General features: G+C 59.8%; 20 protein-coding genes and 2 pseudogenes. 13 read left to right on the plus strand and 9 right to left on the minus strand.

Annotated features, from left to right (window positions below; all coding sequences use genetic code 11):
- Nucleotides 1-114: 114 nt before the first annotated feature.
- From AC4ANK_RS23335 to AC4ANK_RS23350, 4 genes are read right to left on the minus strand one after another with little or no spacing between them, the layout of a single operon-like run.
- Entirely contained in the window at nt 115-975 is an 861-nt protein-coding gene (locus tag AC4ANK_RS23335; RefSeq protein WP_460384376.1) for an efflux RND transporter periplasmic adaptor subunit, read from the minus strand.
- Between the two features lie 23 nt (nt 976-998).
- Nucleotides 999-1199, minus strand: a complete 201-nt coding sequence (locus AC4ANK_RS23340; RefSeq protein WP_002552243.1) for a DUF1656 domain-containing protein — start codon at nt 1197-1199, stop codon at nt 999-1001.
- Complete coding sequence (locus AC4ANK_RS23345; protein WP_002552242.1) at nt 1189-3375, minus strand: FUSC family protein; 2187 nt, start codon at nt 3373-3375, stop codon at nt 1189-1191. The genes AC4ANK_RS23340 and AC4ANK_RS23345 overlap by 11 nt, the downstream gene beginning before the upstream one ends.
- The gene (locus AC4ANK_RS23350; protein ID WP_002552241.1) at nt 3372-4853 is read right to left on the minus strand and encodes an efflux transporter outer membrane subunit; all 1482 of its coding nucleotides are present in this window, start codon (nt 4851-4853) and stop codon (nt 3372-3374) included. Before AC4ANK_RS23350 ends, AC4ANK_RS23345 begins: the two co-directional genes overlap by 4 nt.
- Before the next feature lie 183 nt (nt 4854-5036).
- Here AC4ANK_RS23350 and AC4ANK_RS23355 point away from each other — a divergent pair, with 183 nt between their 5' ends.
- Both AC4ANK_RS23355 and AC4ANK_RS23360 read left to right on the plus strand, forming a co-directional pair.
- Nucleotides 5037-5984 carry a LysR family transcriptional regulator gene (locus tag AC4ANK_RS23355; protein ID WP_002552240.1) on the plus strand — a complete coding sequence of 316 codons (948 nt, stop codon included), beginning with the start codon at nt 5037-5039 and terminating at the stop codon, nt 5982-5984.
- 87 nt (nt 5985-6071) lie between these two features.
- On the plus strand, nt 6072-7046 hold the full coding sequence (locus AC4ANK_RS23360; RefSeq protein ID WP_002552239.1) for a 2-hydroxyacid dehydrogenase: 975 nt from the start codon (nt 6072-6074) through the stop codon (nt 7044-7046).
- A 36-nt stretch (nt 7047-7082) separates the two neighbouring features.
- Here the strand turns inward: AC4ANK_RS23360 and AC4ANK_RS23365 are convergent, their stop codons facing one another.
- On the minus strand, nt 7083-7985 hold the full coding sequence (locus tag AC4ANK_RS23365) for a DMT family transporter (RefSeq protein WP_002552238.1): 903 nt from the start codon (nt 7983-7985) through the stop codon (nt 7083-7085).
- A gap of 136 nt (nt 7986-8121) precedes the next feature.
- Here AC4ANK_RS23365 and AC4ANK_RS23370 point away from each other — a divergent pair, with 136 nt between their 5' ends.
- Nucleotides 8122-8997, plus strand: coding sequence for an AraC family transcriptional regulator (locus AC4ANK_RS23370; RefSeq protein WP_002552237.1), 876 nt, complete (start codon nt 8122-8124; stop codon nt 8995-8997).
- Here the strand turns inward: AC4ANK_RS23370 and AC4ANK_RS23375 are convergent.
- From AC4ANK_RS23375 to AC4ANK_RS23385, 3 genes are read right to left on the minus strand one after another with little or no spacing between them, the layout of a single operon-like run.
- Nucleotides 8986-9318 (minus strand): DUF3325 domain-containing protein, encoded by a 333-nt coding sequence (locus tag AC4ANK_RS23375; RefSeq protein WP_002552236.1) that lies wholly within the window; start codon nt 9316-9318, stop codon nt 8986-8988. The genes AC4ANK_RS23370 and AC4ANK_RS23375 overlap by 12 nt on opposite strands.
- Nucleotides 9318-10859, minus strand: coding sequence for a PepSY-associated TM helix domain-containing protein (locus AC4ANK_RS23380; protein ID WP_031595153.1), 1542 nt, complete (start codon nt 10857-10859; stop codon nt 9318-9320). Before AC4ANK_RS23380 ends, AC4ANK_RS23375 begins: the two co-directional genes overlap by 1 nt.
- 20 nt (nt 10860-10879) lie before the next feature.
- On the minus strand, nt 10880-11224 hold the full coding sequence (locus AC4ANK_RS23385; RefSeq protein ID WP_031595155.1) for a DUF3649 domain-containing protein: 345 nt from the start codon (nt 11222-11224) through the stop codon (nt 10880-10882).
- A 202-nt stretch (nt 11225-11426) separates the two neighbouring features.
- On the opposite strand from AC4ANK_RS23385, the pseudogene AC4ANK_RS23390 reads away from it, so the two are divergent.
- The 6 genes and pseudogenes from AC4ANK_RS23390 (at nt 11427) to AC4ANK_RS23415 (ending at nt 18336) form a co-directional block, all read left to right on the plus strand.
- Nucleotides 11427-11931 (plus strand): annotated as a pseudogene (locus AC4ANK_RS23390) (sigma-70 family RNA polymerase sigma factor).
- The gene (locus AC4ANK_RS23395; RefSeq protein WP_031595157.1) at nt 11928-12905 is read left to right on the plus strand and encodes a FecR domain-containing protein; all 978 of its coding nucleotides are present in this window, start codon (nt 11928-11930) and stop codon (nt 12903-12905) included. The pseudogene AC4ANK_RS23390 and the gene AC4ANK_RS23395 overlap by 4 nt, the downstream one beginning before the upstream one ends.
- A 433-nt stretch (nt 12906-13338) precedes the next feature.
- Nucleotides 13339-15687: a TonB-dependent Fe(3+) dicitrate receptor FecA gene (fecA, locus tag AC4ANK_RS23400; protein ID WP_002552232.1), complete on the plus strand. Its 2349-nt coding sequence runs from the start codon at nt 13339-13341 to the stop codon at nt 15685-15687.
- A gap of 274 nt (nt 15688-15961) precedes the next feature.
- Nucleotides 15962-16390, plus strand: coding sequence for an HPF/RaiA family ribosome-associated protein (locus tag AC4ANK_RS23405; RefSeq protein WP_002552231.1), 429 nt, complete (start codon nt 15962-15964; stop codon nt 16388-16390).
- A 943-nt stretch (nt 16391-17333) separates the two neighbouring features.
- A pseudogene (locus AC4ANK_RS23410) lies at nt 17334-17665 on the plus strand (DUF3509 domain-containing protein).
- Nucleotides 17666-18003: 338 nt separating this feature from the next.
- Complete coding sequence (locus AC4ANK_RS23415; protein ID WP_002552229.1) at nt 18004-18336, plus strand: YXWGXW repeat-containing protein; 333 nt, start codon at nt 18004-18006, stop codon at nt 18334-18336.
- Between the two features lie 59 nt (nt 18337-18395).
- Here the strand turns inward: AC4ANK_RS23415 and AC4ANK_RS23420 are convergent, their stop codons facing one another.
- A complete protein-coding gene (locus tag AC4ANK_RS23420; protein ID WP_002552228.1) occupies nt 18396-18884 on the minus strand; it encodes a phosphate-starvation-inducible protein PsiE in 489 nt (162 codons plus the stop codon).
- A gap of 428 nt (nt 18885-19312) precedes the next feature.
- Between AC4ANK_RS23420 and AC4ANK_RS23425 the strand changes: the two genes are divergently transcribed.
- From AC4ANK_RS23425 to AC4ANK_RS23440, 4 genes are all read left to right on the plus strand, one after another.
- Complete coding sequence (locus tag AC4ANK_RS23425) at nt 19313-19579, plus strand: YebG family protein (RefSeq protein WP_002552227.1); 267 nt, start codon at nt 19313-19315, stop codon at nt 19577-19579.
- 271 nt (nt 19580-19850) lie between these two features.
- Entirely contained in the window at nt 19851-20042 is a 192-nt protein-coding gene (locus AC4ANK_RS23430) for a hypothetical protein (RefSeq protein WP_460414695.1), read from the plus strand.
- A gap of 233 nt (nt 20043-20275) precedes the next feature.
- The gene (gene wecB / locus AC4ANK_RS23435) at nt 20276-21532 is read left to right on the plus strand and encodes a non-hydrolyzing UDP-N-acetylglucosamine 2-epimerase (protein WP_002552226.1); all 1257 of its coding nucleotides are present in this window, start codon (nt 20276-20278) and stop codon (nt 21530-21532) included.
- Nucleotides 21533-21698: 166 nt separating this feature from the next.
- On the plus strand, nt 21699-23912 hold the full coding sequence (locus AC4ANK_RS23440) for a cellulose biosynthesis cyclic di-GMP-binding regulatory protein BcsB (protein WP_002552225.1): 2214 nt from the start codon (nt 21699-21701) through the stop codon (nt 23910-23912).
- The last annotated feature ends 4 nt before the right edge of the window (nt 23913-23916 follow it).

The following is a 23916-nucleotide window of genomic DNA, read 5'->3' on the forward strand; positions in this document are numbered from 1 at the left end:
TATCGTGCGACGCTCCGATTCGTCAATCCCAATGCTGGAGCGTAGGGAGCGATCATCGCAATTATCGTGCGCTCCGCGTCGCATGCCGTTCTGGACGCTCTGCGTCCTCGATCATCAGCCGTCTAGCGGCCTGACAATCACCGTGCAGGTCATCCCCGCCGCCAGCAATACGCTTTCCGGTACGGAATCCAGATGAATACGCACCGGTACGCGCTGGGCCAGACGCACCCAGTTGAACGTCGGGTTCACGTCAGCGATCAATTCGCGACTTTGCGGGTTGTCGCGGTCGTAGATACCGCGTGCGATGCTTTCGACATGGCCTTTTAGCACTTCGCCACTCATCAACTGCATATCGGCAGGATCGCCCACGTTAAGGTGCGGCAGCTTGGTTTCCTCGAAAAAACCGTAAACCCAGAACGAGTTTATATCGACCACCGCCATCTTCGCTTCGCCGATACGCGCATAGTCGCCGCGATGCACGTTCAGGTTGGTGACATAACCGTCCACCGCCGCCAGCACGCGTGTGCGGGACAGGTTCAGTTCGGCCGCTTCCAGCTGCGCTTGCGCCAATTGGTAATCGGCCAGCGCCGAGGTGGCAACATTGCTCGCGTCGTCACGGTTCTCTGCCGAGATGACCAGTTCATCCATGTCGGCACGGCGCTTCGCGTTGAGCTTGCGCATCTCCCACGTCGCCTTGCGTGAGGCCAGCAACGCCTGCGCCTGTTTGACTGCGATCCGGTAGTGCTCCGGGTCGATCTGCATCAGCAAATCGCCGCGTTTTACCCGTTGATTGTCGTGCACCGGCACATCGACCACGGTGCCGGACACATCGGCGGCCACATTTATGATATCGGCGCGTACCCGGCCATCACGGGTCCACGGCGTATCCATGTAGTCGACCCACAGCGTACGACCGACCCAGAGCGCGATTGCCAGCACCAGCAACGTGGCAAGCAGGCTATAGAACTTTTTCATGCGGATATTTCTCGACTCAGGCGTCAACGATAAAGGGGCAGCGCCAAAGCGCCGAAGATGCAGATAAACATGCACAAGCGCAGCAACGCCGGGTGCCAGAAATGCCGGTACAGGTCAAAACCGGCCAGCAGGCGATCCAGCGCCCACGCCAGGCCGGCGGCAAGTAGAAACATCAGTGTCAGGGTCGGCATGTAAAGACCGTGGAAAGCTATCTCACGCGGCATGAGCCATTCCTGAAGCGGTGCACTCGACGCCATAAGCGGCCAGCGGCGATTGCGGGTCCAGCAGCGAGGTGCGGATAAAGTGCAGGTAACTTTTCACCCGGCGCAGCACCGACGTGTCGAAATGCGAGGCGAACGGCTCATCAGCGTCCTGTACCCGCTTGATAGCCTGATCGACCGCCGACAGGCAGCGCTGCAGATTGACCGCATCGGGCTGGATGAACAGGCGTACCAAGGCGCGCCCCATGACGCGCAACGCGATGCGCCAGGGCTGGTATTCGGCGTAGGCGGGATGAATCGGCAGAATTGCCTGTTCGCGGCGCAGCTCGATAATAGCGTGGCCGATTTCCAGCACCACGAACATCCAGCGCAACAGCTCGCGCTGCACCTGGGGTTTGCTGCTCGCCAGACCGTACGCCTGATGCATCAGGTCGCGGGTCTGGCTTTCGAAGCTTGAACCCAGACGCTTGAGCGGTGCGCCAATCGCAAACACCACCTGATTGCGCAAGGCCTGCTCCAGACGCTGCCACATCCAGAGGCTGTTGGGTGGCAGGATGATCGCCCCCGCTGCGGCACAGATGAGCATGCCGATGACCATCGCGAGGTAATCGTTGATGAAGGTGTAAGGGCTGTAGACCGTCAGGTTGTCCGGCACCGAGCCCAGGCTGAAAAAAATCAGCAGCCCCAGGCCGTATCCCGTCCACTGCGGACGTGAGCCCAGAAAGGCGCCGAGCACAAACACAGGGGCCAATAGCAAGCACAGCAGCGGGAAGCCGTCGATGTGCGGGAACAGAAAAAAGGTTTCGACAAACCCCAGCAGCGCGCCGAGCAACGTACCGCCGGCCATCTGCAAAGACATACGCCTGGGATTGTGGGTGGTCGATGAAAGCGCAACAGTCGCCGCTGAAGCCAGAACCATGCTCGCGCCGCTGGGCCAGGCCGTCAGCACCCAATAGGCACTCATCAGGCCGACTACGCAGGTCGCGCGGGCTCCAGACGCAAGGGCTGTCATCCAGTGGGTACGCGGCACGAATGACGCTTTCCACTGTTCACGCGCATGGGTGTGATCGGCCAGCGATGCATGGGTCAACGCGTAATCATGCAGCTCGCTGACCAGCCGGTACAGCAGCTCGAACGCCGTATGAAAATCGAGTCGTTCGGCGTCGCTTGGCAGGGTGTGCTCCAGCTCGGCGCGCAGGCTTCTGACCCGCTCGGGCAACTGCGCCCTGCAGGCCTCAAGGCGCGTGACCAGCACCGCGGCATCATCGTTGGTCAATGCGCGGTCGGCGAAGCCATCAAGTAATTCTGCGAGGACTTCAAGGCCGGGTCCGATGTGCTCTAACACGGTATCGGCGCATTCCAGACGCAGCCGTTCAAGCAACTGATGCAGTGCATTGAAGCGCGTCGTAACGGCCATGAACTCGCTGTTCAGGCGATTGAGCCGCCCGTTGCGTCGGCGCATGTGCGGGTCTTCGAATACCGTGACGCTGCGCAGCCCTTCCAGACCGATGGCCTCGGCCACGAAGCGCACGTTTCCGGTTTCAAATGCCGTGCGTGAAATGTCCCCGCGCAAGCCCTCGGCCATGAAGCGGGCGAATACGCCGAAGCGCTGGTACAGCGCATTGCGCATGGCGGCACTTGAGCTTTGCGGCAGGATCGCCGCACTCACCGCAGTGGAACAGAGGATACCCAGAGTGATTTCCAGTACCCGCCACACCGCCGACATGAATGAACCTTCGGGGTGCGCCAGGGCGGGCAGCCCTACCATCGCAGCCGTATACCCCGCCAGCACAAAGCCGTAAGCGCGAAAGTTGCGATAACGTGCCGCACCTGCGGAGCAAATCCCGACCCAGAGCGCCAGGCTGCCGAGAAACGGCAGCGGGTTCTGCGCAAACAGGGCCATCAACAGCACCATCATGGCCGACCCGGCCAGCGTGCCCAGCAGGCGGTAAAAACTTTTGGCGAACACCTGCCCGCTCTGCGGCTGCATGACGATGAACACTGTGATAATCGCCGTATGCGGCTGCGGCAACTCCAGGCGCAAAGCCAGCCAGTAGGTCAGAAAAGCAGCGATCAATACTTTGAAAAGGTAAACCCAGGTCACCCCGTCACTGCGCGCCCAACTGCGAAATTCACGACGCCAGGGCAACGCCGCCATGTGCTCAAAAGCAGCAATCATTTCGCACACTCAAGATCGGCCGTGGTGCGTAAGGAATGGCAACTGCCGCTCTCCCCACCCAGCGCCACCACCAGCCCGGCATAGGCATTAAGGCGCGCGGCTTCGACCTGTTGCTGAATCTGCTGCTGGCGAAACAACTGGGTCCGGGCGTTGAGCACGTTCAGGTAATCGGTCAGCCCGCGCTGCCAGGCGATCAATGCGATGTCGTAGGTCTTTTGTGCCGACGCTACCGACTCGGCGGCAAATGCCTGTTGCTTGTCCATCGAGGCGCGACGAATAAGCTGGTCGGAAATACTTTTCAACGCCATCACCAGCGTTTGGTTGTAATGCGCCACGGCCTGGTCATAAGCGGCCGACGCCTGCCCCAGTTCCGCCCGCAAGCGTCCACCGTCGAAGATCGGCAGGCTGATGGCCGGTCCGACCTTGTAACCCAACTTGCTGCCGGTCAGAAACTCCAGCATGCCGCCGCCCGTGGCCATGTAGCTCAGGCTGCCGACCAGATCGACATTGGGATAAAAGCCCGCATGCGCGACATCGATACCGCGCGCCTGCGCCGCAACCTGCCAGCGAGCGGCCACCACATCAGGCCGCTGCCCCAGAAGTTCAGCGGGCAATGCCGACGGCAACTTCAGCTCGGTGTGCAACGACAGCGCAGGCCGTTGCAGCGCCGCGCCCTCTCCCGGCCCCTTGCCTGCCAGAGCAGCCAGCTGATTGCGGCTCAGGGCGATGGCCTCTTGCAGCGCATCAATCTGCCGGTGGGCCTCGGGCAATGGCGTTTCGGCCTGACTGATTTCGAAATGCGTGCCGATCCCGCCTTTGAGGCGACGCTGCGCCAGATCGAGTATCTGTTGCTGCTGGGCCAGCGCTGCCTCGGCGATATCCAGTCGGGCGTATTCAAGGGACAGCTGGATGTAGGCGCGAACCACGTTTTCCTGCAATTCGAGCTGCGCCTGACGCTGCTCGGCAGCACTCACGTGAGCCAGATCAAGGGCCTGCTCGCTGGCATTGCGTTCACGTCCCCAGAGGTCCAGCGCGTAGCTCAGACCCAACGACGCATTGTTGTCCCAGGTGCGAGTATCGGCCAGCGCTCCGGGACCATAAAACTGATCCTCGGGCCAGTCGTGGCGCATCAGGCTGGCACTGCCCTGCACCTGCACCGACTCGGATGACTCGGCGATCTGCGCCATCGCTCTTGCCTGGCGCACACGGGCAGCGGCCAGCGCCAGACCCGGGCTGCCAAGCGTAGCAATATCGACCCAGCGATTGAGTTGCGCATCGCCATAGGCACGCCACCATTGCGCTGCGGGCCAATGGGCGTCGAGGGCGGCGCTCTGAATCGCCTGATCGGTGGCCAGGCTGTCCGCGTGCAGAAAACTGCCCTGCGGTTTGATTCCATGTGTTCCGATACAGCCGTTGAGGACCAGCGTAAAAGCCAGGATACCGACGGGCCAGAGCCCTCTGATGATGCGACGCGGCACAGCTGCGAGTTCCCGAACGGAGGTAATACACCTTGAATGGCGGCGATTCTAGGCGGCGCTTGACGCGGCGATAAGCGGGGAGATTTGTGAATCTTTGTTACTGAAACGGCGATAATCCTTTGGTCTGGATACATGCATCCGTTACTTCATGTCACAATTTGCCATCTACTCAGAGAAGTACCCATGGACACCCTGCAAAACATGCGTGCCTTCAGTTGCGTGGCGCAAGCGGGCAGCTTCACTGCTGCCGCCGCCGTGCTGGATACCACCACCGCCAACGTCTCGCGCGCGGTCTCCAACCTTGAAGCACATTTACAGACGCGCCTGCTCAATCGCACCACTCGACGCATTGCTCTCACCGAAGCAGGCAAGCGCTACTTGTTGCGCTGCGAGCAGATTCTGGCCTCGGTCGAAGAGGCAGAAGCCGAAGCCAGCGACGCGCATGCCCGCCCCGCCGGGCAACTAAAGGTGCATTCGATGCCCGGCGTCGGCCAGCATTACGTGATCGACGCCATCGCCCGTTATCGCCGCAACCACCCTGATGTCGCGTTCGACCTGACCATGACCCACCGCGTGCCGGACTTGCTGGAAGAAGGCTATGACGTGTCGATCGTGCTGGCCAGCGAACTGGCAGACTCGGGCTTTGTGTCTCAGCGGCTGGGCATTACCTACAGCATCGTGTGTGCATCGCCCGAGTACGTCAAAACCTTCGGTATGGCACACAAGCCTGCCGACCTGCTGAATCATGCGTGTCTGCGCCTGGTCAGCCCGGTGTTCCCGCTGGACAAATGGCTGTTCGATGGCCCGGAAGGTCAGGAGATGGTCACCATCAACAGCTCGCCGCTGCTGGTCAACTCTGCGGATGCGATGAAGACTGCGATTTCCAGCGGCATGGGGATTGGCATTCTGCCGATCTACTCGGCGATCGAGGGGCTGCGCAACGGCACACTGGTGCGCGTATTGTCCGATTACCGCTCGCAGGAGCTGAACCTGTATGCCATCTATCCGTCACGCCAGTATCTGGATGCCAAGATCAGAACCTGGGTCGAATACCTGCGAGGTTCCCTGCCGGAAATTCTCGCGGCCGATGAAGCGGATCTGCATGTGCAGGCACTCAAGTCCTCGTTCTGACATCGTACAACTGTAAAAAGCGGCTGCCAAAGAGCGGAGAGGAATGTTAGCGTGCTACTCATTCAACCGCTCAAGAGTGAATGCCCAATGAAAAAAACCGTACTCGCCTTCAGCCGTGTTACTCCAGAAATGGCCGAGCGCCTGGCGCAAGACTTCAACGTGATCGTGCCCAACCCCAAGCTGGGCGACATCAACGCCCAGTTTGATAAGGCCTTGCCTGAATCCCACGGGCTGATCGGCTCCGGCCGCAAGCTGGGTCGCGAGCAGCTGCAAAACGCAGCGAAACTGGAAGTGGTTTCCAGCATCTCGGTGGGCTACGACAACTACGATGTCGACTACCTGAGCGAGCGCGGCATTCTGCTCACCAATACGCCGGATGTACTGACCGAGAGCACCGCCGACCTGGGCTTCTCGCTGATCATGAGCAGCGCCCGGCGCGTCGCCGAACTGGACGCCTACACCAAGGCCGGACAGTGGACACGCAGTATCGAGCCTCCGCACTTCGGCACCGACGTGCACGGCAAGACGCTGGGCATCGTCGGCATGGGCAATATCGGCGCAGCCATCGCCCGCCGTGGTCGTCTGGGCTTCAACATGCCGATCCTGTACAGCGGCAACAGCCGCAAGACCGAACTTGAACAGGAACTGGGCGCACAGTTTCGCAGCCTGGACCAACTGCTGGCCGAAGCGGATTTCGTCTGCCTGGTAGTGCCACTGAGCGAAAAGACCAAACATTTGATCGGCCGTCGCGAGTTGAGCCTGATGAAGCCCGGCGCCATCCTGATCAACATCGCCCGTGGCCCGATTGTCGACGAGCCTGCGCTGATCGAAGCCCTGCAGAACGGCACCATTCGCGGTGCCGGTCTGGACGTCTATGAAAAAGAACCGCTGAAAGAATCGCCGCTGTTCCAGCTCAAGAACGCCGTCACCCTGCCGCATATCGGCTCAGCCACCACCGAAACCCGTCAGGCGATGGCCGACCGCGCCTACCACAACTTGCGCAACGCGTTGCTGGGCGAGCGGCCGCAGGACCTGGTCAATCCGCAGGTGTGGAAGGGCTAAGGCGTTTCTGCTCTATAACCGAGTATGAACATCGACTCAGGCCAGTTTGCCGCCGACCAGGACGGCAACCGGCCTGGTCTTCCTGAACACCAGCACATTGCCCGCCATCACCAGCACAAGCCCGAGCAAGGCAGCCACGGTCCACTGGTAGCCTTCGACCCACGTCGAGATGTTCAGCGCCACAATCGGGAACAGCACAGTGCAATAAGCTGCGCGTTCCGGCCCCATGCGCCCGACCAGGGTCAGGTAGGCGGTGAACGCAATCACCGAGCCGGGAATAACCAGAAACAGCAGTGAGCCTACGTAACGCGTGTTCCATTCGAAGGTGAACGGCGTGCCGTTCAGCAGGCAGTAGAGCCCCAGTATCGTCGCCCCGTAGAACATTCCCCACGCATTGGTGGTCAGCGGACGCAGGCCGGCTTTCTGTTGCAGGCTCGACAGCATGTTGCCCGCCGAGAAGCACAGCGTGCCCAGCAGGGCCAGGCCCAGACCGATCAGGGTCTCGCGGCTGGCGCTGTGCCCGGACAGCTCGGGCCAGAACAGACACGCCAGACCGATCAGGCCCATGGCACCACCGGCCATAACATTACCGGCGATTTTCTGGCGAAAGAATACCCGCGCATTCAGCGCATTCCACAGCGTCGAAGTCGAGAACACCACCGCGATCAAGCCGCTGGGTATCCATTGGCTGGCCGTGTAGAAACACATGAAGTTGACGCAGAACAGGCACACACCTTGCGCCAGACAGATCAACTGGCCGCGACGATTGACCGGTTGCAAGCGCTTTGTCAGCAGCAGGAATGCAAACAGCACCAGGGCCGCCAGCGCGAAGCGATAGACGATCGATACCGGAATCGCGACATCGCCGAGTTGAAGTTTCAGGGCGATCCAGGTCGTACCCCAGATCAGCACAGTCAGCAGATAAAGCGAAATGTTCATGGTGCAGGCTCCTTGATGAGCCATCAGTCTGCTGCGTGCCGTTCTGCCAGCGCTTGCACAATCTTGCGCATTTGCGTCAGGCGCTACTGGCAGCGGCGTCGCCAGCGAGTAGGATACAAATCCTAGAGGAATCGTCATGCCCGCCATTGAATCCATCCAGGTCTTTCAGGCCCTGAACAGTTCACCCAATGCCAATCTGGAGCAGAGCGCGCCGCTGGGCGACGGGTTGGTGGCGGCGTTGTGGAACAATCGGCATGACTCGCAGGAATATCACGCACCGACCCACCACACGCTGTCGTGCTATATCGAGGACGGCACCGGGACCTTTCGGCGCGGCAGACCCGACCAGAAGGGTGCGCCGGGCAAGCTGTGCATCTTGCCTGCCGGTCATGAGTCCGCCTGGGTGGTAAACGGCGAGATCCGTCTGGCGCATCTGTATTTCAGCCCGGAACAGTTTGCGCTGGGCTGCGTGACACTACTGGATCGCGAGCCGCGTGAGATGCAACTGCGGGAAAACACCTTTCTGGAAGACCCCGCACAAGCAGCACGCTTCCGGCAGTTGATTCGCCTGAACTGGGCAGAGCCCGGCGAGCGTCTGCTGACCAGCAGCCTGGCGCACGAGATGGTCAGCCATGCGTTGCTCAGTCAGGTAGGGTTGCGCGAGGGGTTGCGCCTGAAAGGCGGCCTGGCACCACACCTGCGACGGCATCTGGTGGACTTCATCGAAATGCACCTCGCCGATCCGCTGAGCCTCGGTCAACTGGCTGGCATGTGCGCGCTGTCGGAATACCACTTCGCGCGAATGTTTCGCGAAAGCTTCGGCTTGCCGCCACACCAGTACTTATTGGCGCGACGTATCGAACAGGCTCGCCAGTTGTTGCGCAGCACCGGCAAGCCATTAGGCGAGATAGCGCTGGCCTGCGGCTTTGCCAGCGCCAGCCATTTCAGCAATCGGTTTCGCCAGGCCGTGGGCGCCACACCGGGCGAATACCGGCTGGCGTTAGGCCAATAATTGACTCACGGCTGCCAACGGGCTGAGCAGCACGCCGCATCCTGCCAGCGCCAGCACCCAACGCGGCCGGAACGGCAGCAACGCAACCAGCAACACTGCACTGCTCATCAATGCGGCGAACCAGTGCACCGTGCCCATCATCCAGCCATCAGCCTGAACCGCCGCCCATGACGACAACAGCAGCGCGCCCCAGCCAACCAGCTTGAGCGCCCGACGCCGCTGTTCGGTAAACGGCCCCTTGAGCAGTTCGCTGTAATGGCGCGCCATGGACAGGCACAGGCAGGTAAACCCTACGTAGCACAGCAAGGCAGCCAACAGCATCAGTGGCTCTCCCGAGGTGTGGGCTGCAAGGCAACGCCGGATGTTTTACGGGCGGGTACAGCCTTGAACTTCAGTGCCGCACAGCCAAGGAACAGCCCGGTGACCAGCGCCGTCAGGTCAAAGGCCGTCATTACCCAGCTTCCCGACATCAGCGAACCCAGCAGATAGCGGCCGCTGGTCAGCAGATCGAGCAGCGGCAGCCCGGCAAACAGCACCGCGCCCAGCCCCAGCTGTTCGCGCCATGCGCTGCGCCCTTTGCGCACCAGGGCGTGCACCACTGACAACGCCCAGCATGTGAAGAACACGCTGACTTCCCAATCGGCACGCCCGGTGAACCCCGAAGGCAGCAGACGATTGGCCCAGAAGAAGCTGGCCACGGCAATCATCAACCCGGACATGCTGGCGATGTTCAGCACTTCCACCAGGCGCAACTCCAGTGGCAGCACGCCGTTTTTGGCGTGTTTGAGCTGACGCTTGCCCAGCCACATCACCAGCCCGGTGCCGATCATTGCGGTTCCGGCGACACCGAAAATGAAGTACATCCAGCGCAGCAGCGGCTCGGCAAAATGGCCTACATGCAGACCGTACATCCCGCTGGAGATCAGCAGCGCAACGGGGCGCTCGGGTACTTCGTTCAGCAACGCGCCGCTGGCCCCGCTGAACGTCAGCGCGCCGCCCCGATCCGGCACGATGCTGCCCTTGTCATCACGCGTCAGCAGAACCGTGGCGGTGCTGTCGTCCGGATTATTGACGATCACCCGACCCACCTGCCCGCTGTCCCACTTCGCGTTCGCCGCATTGACCAACGGCGCAAGTGCCACCAGCGGCGCAGGTTTGCCTTCTCGCTTGAGCATTTCCGGGGTCGGATAGGCTTCGCGGTAGAACGCCTGAACCGTGTCGTACTGGCTGAGGATGCTCGCGGGCATCACCATCGACATGAAGATCACCAGACTGCTGTAAGTGATCATCAGATGGAACGGCAACACCAGCACGCCAAGCGCGTTATGCCCATCCAGCCAGGAACGCTGGCCCTTGCGTGGACGAAACGTGAAGAATTCCTTGAAGACTTTTTTGTGAATGATGATGCCGGTGATCAACGCAACGAACATCACCATCGCGGCGCTCGTCGCCAGCCAGCGCCCCCAGGGATAAGGCATCTGCAGTTGATAGTGAAAACGGTAGAAGAAATCACCGCCGCGCGTGTCTCGTGCCTGCACCTCGCTGCCGGTTTGCGGGTCGAGCAGCTTGCGCACGAAGTTATTGCGCTGGCCCTGCTTGCCTTCGGGCAGCCAGCCAACCGTCAGGCCCGGCGTGCGCTCGTCCGGCAGACTGATGAACCAGCGCGTAGCCCCGGCGGCGTGGCTTTGCAGATAATCCTGAGCCCGCTGCACGCTGGCACCGGCATCCAGAGCGCGCACCGGAATTTCCGGCTGCATCCACTGGGTAATCTCATCCTTGAAGTAGGAAAGCGTGCCGGTCAGAAAAATAGCGAACAACAGCCAGCCGAACAGTAAGCCTACCCAAGTGTGCAACCAGGCCATCGACTGACGAAAACCCTCTTTCACAATAGCCACCGACCGCAGGCGCAGGCAGCCGCCAGCAATGCGCACGGCGCCAGCACTCCGACCCAGGCCTGCAACGCCGTGCGACAGGCAAAACACCAGAGCACCGCGGCCAGATAAACCAGAAAGGACAGCATCATACCGGTCACCACTGCTTCGGCGCGGGGGATGGGCAGCCACTGCGCGACGCAGATGCTGACCACTGACGCAAGCAGATAACCGGCAAACACGGCTGCCAGCGCCCGCGAGGTAACGGCAAGCCGATAAGCAACCGTCAGGCCCTTGCTTCTGACTTTCGCCATGCGTTTTTCCGGCAGCGAACCGTTTGCGGTGGTGACATCCATCAAAGGGTCTTCATTGATTCGTGAAACCTGGGAAGCCGGATCACCAGCCTTCGGGAAGAGGCCGCGATGAATGCCAGCTGTTTGCGCCATTCGTCCCTGAACAGGACAAATGAACCGCAATATTAATGATAAATATTCTCATACGCAAAAGAGTCTGCCAGAATCCACGCCATCAACGAGTCCCCGTGGATTGTTCCCTGTGATGCCCATCGCCCACTCCGCTCTCAATCACACTGTCGAAAGCCTGTACAGGGCACACAACACCTGGCTGACGACCTGGTTGCGGCGCAGGGCTCGGCTGCCCACACAGCGCAGCGGATCTGGCCCAGGACACCTTCATCAAGGTATTGGGCGCACGCGATACGCCGCAGATCATCGAGCCTCGCGCCTTTCTGACGACGATTGCCAAACGTGTGTTGTGCAATCACTACCGGCGTCAGGACCTGGAGCACGCCTACTATCAGGCGCTGGCTGAGCTGCCGGAATGCGTGGCACCTTCGGAAGAAGAGCGGGCGATCATTCTCGAAACCCTGGTGGAACTCGATCAACTGCTGGACGGCCTGCCGGTGCTGGTCAAGCGGGCGTTCCTGATGTCGCAGGTCGACGGGTTGAGCCACGGCCAGATTGCCGCCGAACTGGGCATCTCCATCGCAACGGTCAAGCGCCATCTGAACAAGGCCGCATTGCGCTGCTATTTCGCCTTATGAACCCGAGCAACGAGTCCTTGAACAAATCCGACATCTCGCCTGGCGTGGCGCAGCAAGCGGTCGGCTGGCTTCTGGAAATGCAGGAAGGCACGCTGGATGCGCGTCGTCAGCAGGCCTGGCAGCTCTGGCTCAATGGCAACGCTGAACATCAGCGGGCCTGGGCGCACATGCAGCGGGTCAACCAGCGCCTCAGCGGGCTGTCCTCGCCGCTGGCGCATGCGGCACTCAATGCGCCGAAATCCGCCAGCCGTCGGCACGCTCTGAAACTGCTGTTGTTGCTCGGCGCAGGCTCGGCAGCGGGCTGGAGCCTGCGCGAGCAGATCGCCCTGCAACCCTTGCTGGCTGACTACAACAGTGGCGTTGGCGAGCAGCGCAAGGTGGCATTGAGCGATGGCAGTCAGGTGCAGTTGAATACGGCCAGCGCGGTCGATGTGCGTTTCGATGCACAGCAGCGCCTGATCAAGCTATTACAGGGCGAAATCCTTATCAGCGCCTCGGCGGACAGCCGCCCGCTGAGCCTGCTGAGCACCGAAGGCACGGTCAGGGCGTCGACGGGGGCCAGCCGTTTCAACCTGCGCCAGCTGGACGGGCGCACGCAATTGGCGGTGTTTGCCGGAGCCCTTGAAATAGCCCCGCTCGGCAGGAGCGGTCCGGGTTTGATGCTGCGGGCCAGCCAGCAAGCGACCTTCAGTCGTGACGCCTGGGACAGCGTGAAACCGATAGATGCGGGCAGTGGCGCGTGGGCGGACGGGATGCTGGTGGCGTCGCGCATGAAGCTCTCCGACTTCCTTGCGGAGCTGGGTCGCTATCGACGCGGTCGTTTGAACTGCGACGCGAAAGTGGCCAACCTGTTGATCTCCGGCAGCTATCCGCTGGCCGACAGCGAGCGCATCCTCGACATGCTGGAACTCGCCCTCCCTGTGCATGTACAACGCTTCACCCGGTATTGGGTGAACGTGCAGGCGCGGGTTTGATCGTGATTACCCGTTTATACGCTCAGCGCTCATGGTGACACAGTCGTCCTGGAGAGCCCGGAAGACGGGACTGAAACTCCGCTGACTATCGTTCCCACGCTCCGCGTGGTAATGCAGTTCGTGACGCTCCGCGTCACACAACTCTGCGATTCAGTGAGATTTCGGCTCGACTCAAGTCACCTTTTCGCCCCTCGGCGAGTTACTTTGAAGGGGCCAAAGTAACCAAAGCCCCTCGCTCCTGTTTCCGGCCCGACTTCGTCGGGTTCCTTCGCCCTGTCACTGATCCGGGGGTCGCCAAACGCATCACCACGCGAGGCGCGGGTACGATAATCAAACCCGGAAAAAATAATTTCAAAACCCGTGAGCCGTTTTCTGTTGCTCGCGTGACAGACAGGGAAAGCATTTCTCAACCTTCCGGTCAAAGGACTCCTGCATGTCACCCCGCCCTACTCAACTTTCACCGCTGGTGCGTACGTTGCGCCATGTCATTTTCGGTGCCAGCCTTTCGGTCGGCAGTCTGTCGATGGCGCAGGCTGCCGAGGTGGCACCCAAGGCGTATCACATTGCGCCAAGCGAGCTTGAAGCTGCGCTGAGCCAGTTCGGTCGAGAGTCCGGCGTGTTGATTTCCTACGGTTCGCAAATCACCAGCGGTCTGAAGAGCCGTGGTCTGGAAGGTCAGTACACGCCCGAGCAGGGCCTCAATGCGTTGCTCGAAGGGACGGGGCTGCAGGCCCTGGCCGACGGCAATAACGGCTTCACCCTGCAACCGGTCAATGCTGCTGGCGCGCCTATCGAGCTGGGTGTGTCCACCGTGGTCGGCGACTGGCTGGGTGCCGCGCAGCAGACCAACGTTTTCGAACACCCCGGCGCACGTGATGTGATCCGTCGTGAAGAATTCGAGCGTGTCGGCGCAACCTCGGCGCGTGAAGTGCTCAATCGCATCCCGGGCGTCAACGCCCCGGACAACAACGGCACCGGCAGCCACGACATGGCGCTTAACTTCGGCATTCGTGGCCTCAACCCGCGTCTGGCGTCACGCTCCACCGTATTGATGGACGGCATCCCGGTGCCGTTCGCACCTTATGGTCAACCGCAGCTGTCCTTCGCGCCGATCAGCATGGGCAACATGGACGCGGTCGACGTGGTGCGTGGCGGTGGTGCTGTGCGTTACGGCCCGCAGAACGTGGGTGGTATCGTCAATTTCGTGACCCGTGCCATCCCTGACACACCCACCCTCAAAGGCGGCATACAGACCGAAACCAGCCCGTCGTCCAGCCACGATGGCTTCAAGACCACCGGCAACCTGCTGGCAGGCGGCACGGCGGACAATGGTCTGGGCGGCGCGATTCTGTATTCCGGCGTACGCGGCGGTGACTGGCGCGAGCACAGCGATACCCAGATCGACGACTTGATCCTCAAGGGCAAATACCAGATCGACGAAGCCAACAGCCTCAATGCCATGGCGCAGTATTACGATGGCGAAGCGCAGATGCCCGGCGGCCTGAACGTCAGGGATTACGATGCCGATCCGTACCAGTCGACGCGTCTGAAGGACAAGTTCTGGGGCCGTCGCACCATGTTCAACTTCGGCTACCGCTATGAAGAGGATGCCCGCGTCTTCACCGCCAACACGTTCTTCACCAAAACCCTGCGCAGCGGCTATCTGGATCAGGGCAGCTTCGTTTCCCTGTCGCCCCGCGAATATTGGGTACGCGGTCTGGAAACGCGCTTCTCGCAAGGCTTTGCACTGGGCGAGACCTGGCATGAAGTGGGCGTCGGCTACCGCTACATCAACGAAGCCGGTCACGAACTGCGCTATCGCGAACCGGTGACCGGCAACCTGCCGACTACCGCCAGCCGCAACGACCGTGACACCCGCGGCGCGACTGAAGCGCATGCGTTCTACATCGATGACCGTATCGACATCGGCAAGTGGACCATCACGCCCGGCGTTCGCTACGAGATGATCGACACCGCGCAGAACAACAATCTGACCAACGCCCGCTATCAAGGCGACTACAGCACCGCACTGCCAGCGCTGAATGTGCTTTACCACCTGACCGACACCTGGAACCTGTACGCCAACACCGAAGGCTCGTTCGGCAGCGTGCAGTACAGCCAGATGCCTAACCGCGTTACCGGCGATGAAGTCAAACCGGAAAAAGCCCGCACCTGGGAGCTCGGCACGCGCTATGACAACGGCAACCTGCGAGCCGAGATCGGTGCATTCCTGATCAACTTCGATAACCAGTACGACAGCAATCAGACCAACGACACCGTGATTGCACGCGGCGAGACTCGTCATCAGGGGATCGAGACCAGCGTCAACTATGCGCTGGAAGGCCTGAGCCCGGTATTGGCCGGTTACGATGTCTACGCGAGCTACGCTTTCGTTGACGCGACAATCCGTGAAGACGGCCCGAACAAAGGCAACCGTGTGCCGTTCTCGTCAAAACACAAAGGAACGATGGGCGTCAGCTACACCGAAGGGCCGTGGAAGCTGAATTTTGACAGTTCTTTCCAGAGCGACCAGTTCGCCGACAACGCCAACACAGCGGCTGAGAGCGCCGATGGCAGCACTGGCAAGATCCCTGGGTACATGCTGTTCAGCACCCGCGCCAACTACGATTTCGGCCCGCAATTGTCGGACCTCAACGTAGCGGTCGGGATGAAGAACATCTTCAACCGCCAGTACTACACCCGCTCGTTCGACGACAACAACCGTGGCAAATACGTCGGCGAACCGCGCACGGTGTACGTACAGACGTCAGTCGCATTCTAGTTCCAGGACGCCAGAGCGTGAGAGAAGTGTTCTCCCGGATACCTCTCGTTCCTCACGCTCTGCGTGGGGATGCCGTTCTGGACGCTCTGCGTCCGCTCCTGATTCTCAGCCTTGAATCAGGGCGGCCATTTTTTGCTGCGAAATATTTCTTACATATTGGGGTTGAATTGTCAGGCCATTGCCGCCAACACTGTGAATGAGCGCAAACGAAATCGATTCCGCAAGGAATCACGTAGTCCAGCCTCGCACGAGCAAGCCCTAATAAGGATTAACTATGCAAATCCAGGTCAATAGCGATAATCACATCGAAAGCAGTATCCGACTGGAGGAGTGGGTTCGTACCACCGTTGAAAGCACGCTCGAACACTACGATGAAAACCTGACCCGCGTGGAAGTCCACATCCGCGACGAAAACGGCGACAAGCCTGGCCCGCACGACATCAAGTGCCAGATGGAAGCTCGCCCCAAAGGACACCAACCTATTTCTGTTTCCCACAAGGCCGATACGGTAGATCAGGCTGTGGATGGCGCTGCTGTAAAACTCGATCACGCCCTCGAGCATCTGTTTGGCAAGCTGCGCGGCAAACGAGGTGCCGCACCGATTATCGCCGAACAGGATGAAGATCCGGTCAGCCCGGACGCGCTGCTCGAAGAAGAATTTCTGGAAAAAGAGCAGGAGAAAGAAGCCGCTCGTCTGACCTGATGTTCCACTGACACGTTTTGCAAAAAAAGGGCGAACCGGCAGCGGTTCGCCCTTTTTGCTTGCCATGCATTGTTCCCCATGAGTGGGCAAGCGCACGCTCCACGCACGCCGACAATCTGTCGACCAGCGTGCCCTACACGCGGTTGTGCCCCAATCAATGCGCACCACAAATGCTCGCTGCACAGCTTTGGCCACCTTGCACCATCGCTCGCCTCGCAGCCATCTCGATCGCCGGCTGCCGTCCATCGAATTTAACATTCAGCACCGGGCAGCCCGAGCGCTGCATCTGACAGCCATCGGCGAGCAAAAAATCAAGCCGCTCGCCTACATGAGCAGTCGGCTCAGCCCTTCATGCCGACAAGCGTTCAACACTCATCCCGCCGCTCTGCAGCAAGACGGTCAACGTCAGGACCTGGACAGCAGGCGAGTACGGTTTCGACCCGTCTTTACGAATCTCTGACGCCAGAATTCGGTTGTCGGAGTGTCAGACAATCACTCGAAAAAGTCGTACGCAAACTGCAGTCGCGAAAGGAGCAGGCCATATCCGGGAAGTGTTCTCCTCCCCTTTTCGAGAGCACGTTTGCCGGCCGGATCGACCGGTTCGCATTGCAGCAGAGTAAGCCGTGAAGCAACTGCAATGGGCTCCCGTTCAGCGGGCTCCCGTTCAGCGGCCTCTCGCGCATCACCCCTGCAATATGGCCCGAACCATGCAGTGTCCTGTAGTACGCGCTACGAGGCTGGCCATCAGGACGGCCACCTCCAGGCGCGGACTCACGCCGTGGGTGCGTTAAAGCGTCTTAAACGACACCTCTCATCAACGCGAAAGACGACAGCAAACCTGTCAGCAGCAAGCGAAGGAGTAACGCAACCGCTGATCAGTCGTCGAGAACCAAAAGGACTATTACCCGGTCAACTTACGCAGACCATTTAGCAGGTGAATGATATGGACAATCCTTTTCAGATGATCACGGATACTTTTCACCCCGACTATCGGGTGAATCTGAGCATTCAAGGGCTGGACGGCAGCATCATGCTGACCCTGTCCAACGAATGCGGAGTCGTTGCCAAGCGTCTGATCAGCGCAGCGCAACGCAATGACCCGCAACGCCTGCGCAAGCTTATAGAAAGCGTGCAATTCGGCATCGCCATCGAGCGTGGCGAAAGCGCGATCAAGATTCTTGCAGCGATGACCGACGGTGCCACGCTGAAAAAACACCCGGTCCGGCCAATGGTCTGTGGTCGCAGAGTCAGGCTGCGGTGAATGCCGGGGTTTGACGGGGGGTCTCTTCTTCCGGTTCAGTGCCTTAGATGGCGCTGAATCGGTATGGAATTTATTGATGCCGTTTTTTATCAGATACATTCACTGAGTATCTTCAGCAGCGTATATCGCGGTCGCCTGGTCGCCAATTTCAAAAAAAATCCCATACTCGACACGCCCCTTGAAGCAGCTTGCAACGACTGAAAAATCGGGCAATTCGCCATCAATCTCCCTCCCGCCTCTTCAGCAAAAGTACAGATACATCCTGATACAACAACTCTTGCGCAGAAACATTCGAGCGACTGGGCACTGCGTTCAGCGCCACTGCACCTGCGGATGATTCCGAGGAGGCAACATGTTCTTAAGGTATGGGGTATTGATCGCATCACTTGCGATAGCGTCAGGCTGTGTCGAAGAGCGGGTAGTCCATGAGCGACCACACGTACATCACGAATACGTCGAAGAAGTCATCGCCCCGCAACCACCCCCTGAGCGGGTAATCGAAGTAGAACCAGCGCCTCGTCCCGGCTACATCTGGGCGCGCGGTTACTGGCACTGGAACGGGCAGCGTTTCGTGCCGGTTCATGGTCACTGGGAGGCGGAACGACCTGGCTACCACTACGTGCATCCGCACTGGGAAAGCGCCGGAGACGGCTGGCACTGGCATGCCGGTGTGTGGCTTAACTGACAAGCGACTTCCATGCAACACGCTGGCGGCATCGATCACCGATGCCGCGAGTGTCTCGATCAGATCTCGCCCTTCTCCTCCGTCACCGCGCCTTTGACCGCGCTGGACGAATCGGGAATCTTCGCCGACGGGTATTTGTAAGACGCGTAGCGCACCACCAGAATTGCAAACGCCAGCAGCAGAATGCCGCCACACAGGTAGATGATGCCGATGTCCGGCGGGTTGTGGTGGGACACGTCGGAAATCAGCAGGCGGGTCAGTGCAGTGATCGCAACGTAGATCAGGAAGCGCACGGGCATGTGGTTGGTCTTGAAATAAATCCCGGTCATCGCCCCCAGTTCCAGGTAGATGAACAGCAGCAGGATGTCATCGACCGTGACGTTGCCTTTCTCGACCATGCCCAGGAACGCAACCACTGACGCCCAGGCAGTGATCGCGCCAATCGCGAACAGCGCCAGAAAGTGAAAGCTCTCGACGCAGAGATTACCCAGTGACTCGGCCTGGCCATGCACGCGGTGTCTTATCTTTACTGCCCATTTGTTTCCCATGACGCTCTACCTCTGAACCTTCGTTTATGCCGACCGGATGACGCCGGGTACTCGTGACACCTTTGTGGCCTGCTTTTTAAAGCAGGAACAGGGCCATAGGCTATGGTTGAGAGCGCGACGGGTTGTCGCAAGGCACATTTGCGGCGCAAAAAAGATGCTTAAACGCCACTATTCAGAGAGGGGTTGATTGGTGCAGCCTTTTTACTGTATAAAAACACAGTAATCAAGAAATCACCTTCAACGCCGATGCGTCGGAGAGCGGCCTTCATGCAGACCCTCATTTGGATATGCATGCAGCGCCCCGCTACACCTGACCGGCATGCTGGTCTTGCAGGATCACTGCTTTTGCATACCCGCTGGTCAGAGCGTGAAGCGCTGAACGTCCGGGTCTAGCCCCTTTCAACACTGGATAACACGACGAGGCCAAAATGGCTGTTGAAACCCTTTACCGCAGCACCCGCGATCTGGAGACTACTTTCGTGGACCGTAAACTCGCCGATGCGCACGATCAAATGCTTGAGCTGGCCGAGCTTCTCACCGACGTCCTGATCAAGAACGTGCCGGGCATCTCGGAGAAGCATGCAGAGGATGCGAGTATCTACATGGCGAAAAATCGCGCCGTCTTTGCCGCCGCCTTCAAAAACAACGCGACTGCACTCAGTGAGCTGTCGGAGCCTGCCGAGTCAGAAGACTGATTGCGTTCTGCACTGCGACCCCTCATCCGGAGGGGTTCGCTAATCATTCTCATTTAATAACTGGGCAACTGCCCGCATTGCTGCTACAACTCAATAGTGCAGCTCACCTAACTTTAGCGGTATGTAAGCTATTCCTTAACATCTCGTTCACCTGCAGCGCATCAAACTCGATACAAAAGCAAAGTTCCACACTGTCATTATATCAGCGCCATTTTTGTGAACCCCTTCGCTTTTCCTGTCATTAATCAGGCGTCAGTATTCTGCTGTAGTGATGCACGCCACAGCACGCCTATTTTTGTTGGAACTTTTTGCCATCATGGCGACTTTCAGCACATTAGCGACCTTTGAAAACAGCCTGACCGACTCTATCATGCGCCCGCAAACCCCCGTATTCATTGGGCAAAACGGATTTTTCAAAAGTTATAACCCTGAACTGACCATCCTGAAAAACCAAAGTTCCTGAAAACTATTTCTTTGAAAAATAGTTAATAAAACATTTTGCTTTATTATTTTGTTCTGCTAATAATCCCGACAATTCCGGGTAACAAGGCACATTGCTACATCACATTGAAGTGAATATCGAGCTATGCACTCCGATCTTCCCCGCCCGAGAAACTCATTAACTCGCCAGCTGGCCACGCTGCTCTCAGCCTTGCTTTGCTATTGCGCGGCGCGCTCAAAGCGCGGGAGGAAATAATGGCTGGTCAGCAACCCAGGATGAAGGTCCTTTCCATATTCGGCACTCGCCCAGAGGCCATCAAGATGGCTCCGTTGGTCAGAGCACTGGCCGCAGAGCCGGGTATCGATTCGAGAATCTGCATCACCGGACAGCATCAGAGCATGCTGCAACAGGTGCTGGACATGTTTGAGCTCAAAGCCGATTACAGCCTTGATGTGATGCGCCCCGATCAGACGCTGAACTCCCTGACCGCGGCGCTTTACGCGGCTATCGATCCGATTCTGGACGAGATGAAACCGGACAGGGTGCTGGTTCATGGCGACACAACCTCAGCAATGGTGGCGGCCATGTCGGCCTTTCATCGCCGCATCCCCATCGGCCACGTCGAAGCCGGTTTGCGCACCGGTGACATCCGTCAGCCATGGCCTGAAGAGATGAACCGCCGCTGCATCGATCTGATTTCCGATCATCTGTTTGCACCGACGGCCGAGTCGCGCCGCAACGTGCTGGGCGAGCGCCTGCAAGGTATCTCGTTCGTGACCGGTAATACAGTGATCGACGCCCTGCACCTGACCGCTCAGCGGATCGACAGCAACCGCCAGCTGCGCCACGCACTGGATCGCCAGTTTTCATTTCTGGTACCTGAACGCAGGGTGTTGGTGGTGACCGGGCATCGGCGCGAGAATTTTGGCGACGGCTTCCTGAATATCTGCAAGGCGCTGGGCGAACTGGCCCGACGCGACGACATACAAATCGTCTACCCGGTGCATCTGAACCCCAACGTACTGGGGCCGGTCACCGAGCACCTGGGCGACTTGCCCAACGTGCACCTGATCAAGCCTCTGGATTACCTGTCGTTCGTGCGCCTTATGCAACGCGCCCACGTCATCCTTACCGACTCCGGCGGCGTGCAGGAAGAAGCGCCGTCGCTGGGCAAGCCGGTGCTGGTCATGCGCGATGTCACCGAGCGTCCCGAGGCAGTCGCCGCGGGTACCGTACGCTTGGTGGGCACCGAGACCGACGCGATCATTCGTGGCGTGAACGCCCTGTTTGATGATGACGCCCTATGGCAGAGAGCCTCCCATGCCGCCAACCCTTACGGCGACGGCAAGGCCAGTGCGCGCATCGTCGATGCCCTGATGGGTCGTCCGGTGGATGAATTTGTCGCCGAGCTGCCGCGTTATCGCACCGACCCGGTCGATGTGCAGCTCGACACGCTGATCCAGCCTCAGCCTCAGCACCAGCATAACCAGATGCGCTCGATGGCAGGTTAGCGAGAACACGCGCAGGTAGCGCAAAAGAACACCAAACATATCCGCAGGAAGCAGTCCGCAGACGATACGGGCACCCGGTTCAGACCGAGTGCCCGAAAAACGTTGTAGCAGACCGGCAGCCTGTATCAAGACCCAATGGCCTTGAGCCTTTACCGAGATCTGCACAATGAAATCTTCCGTTGCCGTAAACATGGGCACGCTGAACGTCCTTGCCTGCGGGATGAGCCTGCTGGCTCTGATGCCAGCGTTTGCCCTGGCTGCCGAAAGCCCGTTGACCCAGGCGATCAACCGAATCACTGCCGACAGTCGTCAGGAGCGTGTGATCGAGCTGAGGGAACTGGGCATTGATCGCCCGATCATTCTCAATGCCACTGATGCGCGCCGTGAACTTTACCTGCCAGTGCCCGCCAATGTGCCGCTGACGGATGCGACGCTGAATTTTGACGCCAGCTATCTGAATGGCGAAGCAGGCCGCAACACACTGCTACTGTCGCTGGACGGTTATCCGGTGCGCGCGCTGGGCCTCAACGAAGAACAGGGTAATGCCAGCGCCGTACTGGGCGTCGACAAGGCAGCCCGGGAAAGCGGCTCGGTGCGCCTGGGCATTGCCTGGTCCTCTGTGATCTCGAAAGTGCTCTGCGAAGACGAACGCGCCATCGGCAATGTGCTGCGCATCGATCCGCACACGCGCCTGACTTACGGCTATGACGCCAGCCAGTTGCAGGATGTGGGTGCAGCGTGGAACGCGCTGCCCGGCAAACCTGGCCTGTTGGTCGCACCCGGCACCTTGTCGAGCGCCAGCTACGACGCCGCCTGGCGTCTGGGCGTAGCGCTGGAACGCATCGGTAAACAGGCACGCATCCTGCCGTTTCCTGCCGTGCAGGACAGCGTGGACCTGAGCGGCCTGAATATTCCGGCAGAACTCAAGCAGATTCCGGCGTTTGCAGGGCTCGAAGGCAAGGGTCAATACACCCTGCGCGACCCGGCGGAAATCGGTGCATTGTTGATGCTTGGCCAGACACCTGCGTTGCAGGCCGACCTGGCGATCAGCGATCCGCAACTGCTCAAGGCAATCGACGACGCCATGGACGCTCTCCAGGCGCAGGTGCAGGGTCTGGATGCTTCGGCGGCCAGCGCACTGGGCCAGTGGCGCGAACGTCATATCAAGCAACCGCTCGCCAATAGCACCGAGGACGTGAGTCTGGCCCTGCTGGGCAATCGCGCGCTGCTGATGATCAAGCCGGAGTCGGCGAACAAGGCCATCGGCCTGTTCAGTTCAGCGTGGAACAAACTGGCGCGCAATCGTCAGCTGACCATTGGCGAAGAAGCCGCGATGCCGCTCAGCGAAGACGGTCGCGTTGCGCTGACGCGCCTGGGCGGCAAGCCCGGCACGGTGGATGTGCTGGCTAAAACCGATTGGAGCGCCTCGTTCCCGCTGGGCAGCGTGGCCTATGACGGGCGCGTACCGGTAACTGCGATGATTGATGTCGCTGCGGCCCCCGGTGCATCCGGAACGCCACCGGTTGCGACGCTGTTTCTCAATGACTACCTGATTGGTGCGATGCAACTGACTGCCGATGGCAAGAAAGAGCGCATCGAAGCAAGAATTCCGCAATATGCACTGGCAGCGCAGAACACCTTGCGCGTCTCGTTCCAGCGTCAGCCGGTCAGCAACCAGTGCCTGGAGACGCCGCAGGCGTTCCCGATCTCGGTATTGCCGACCAGCCATGTGGTGCTGGACAAGATCACTCCCGACGAAAACTTCTCGGGCATGGCGGCACGCTTCGCTACGGACACCCAGATAATGGTGCCCAAGGCCTATCTCGAGCGCCCGGCCAGCAGCCTGCCGCAAGTGATCCGCGTCGCCAGCGCTTCCGGTGTCTCGCCGTTGCGTGCGCAACTCAGCGTCAGCGATGACGCCAGCGTAGCCGTGACGCCCGCCAAAGCGTTTCTGGCGTTCGAACTGCCAGTCAGGGATGGCGCCGAGTCGGTCAAGGCCAGCAACGACGGGCATCTGCTGATCAATCACAAAGAGCAGACGCTGCTCGACCTCAAATCCCTCAACCACCTGGCCTCGCTGCAAGTGATCGACGCGGGCGGCCAGCACGGTATGGTCTATCGCACGCTTGGTGGTCAGGCCCCGGTTTTCGAGCGCCCGCTGCTGCTGGAGCGCGGCAACGCCACGCTGCTGGCTGACAACGGCCCGATCGCCACCTTTGACGCCAAGGACCCGACCGGCAGCCAGATGATCGAGGACGAGCAAAGCACTGGCCTCGAAGCCTGGCGCAAACCATCGCTGCTGTGGCTGATTCCGGCTGGCATCGTACTCTTTCTCATCCTGTTGCTGGCTGGCCGTAGCGCCCGTCGCAATCGCTCGTAACGGG

This window comes from Pseudomonas sp. Pmew2 (genome assembly GCF_058129885.1).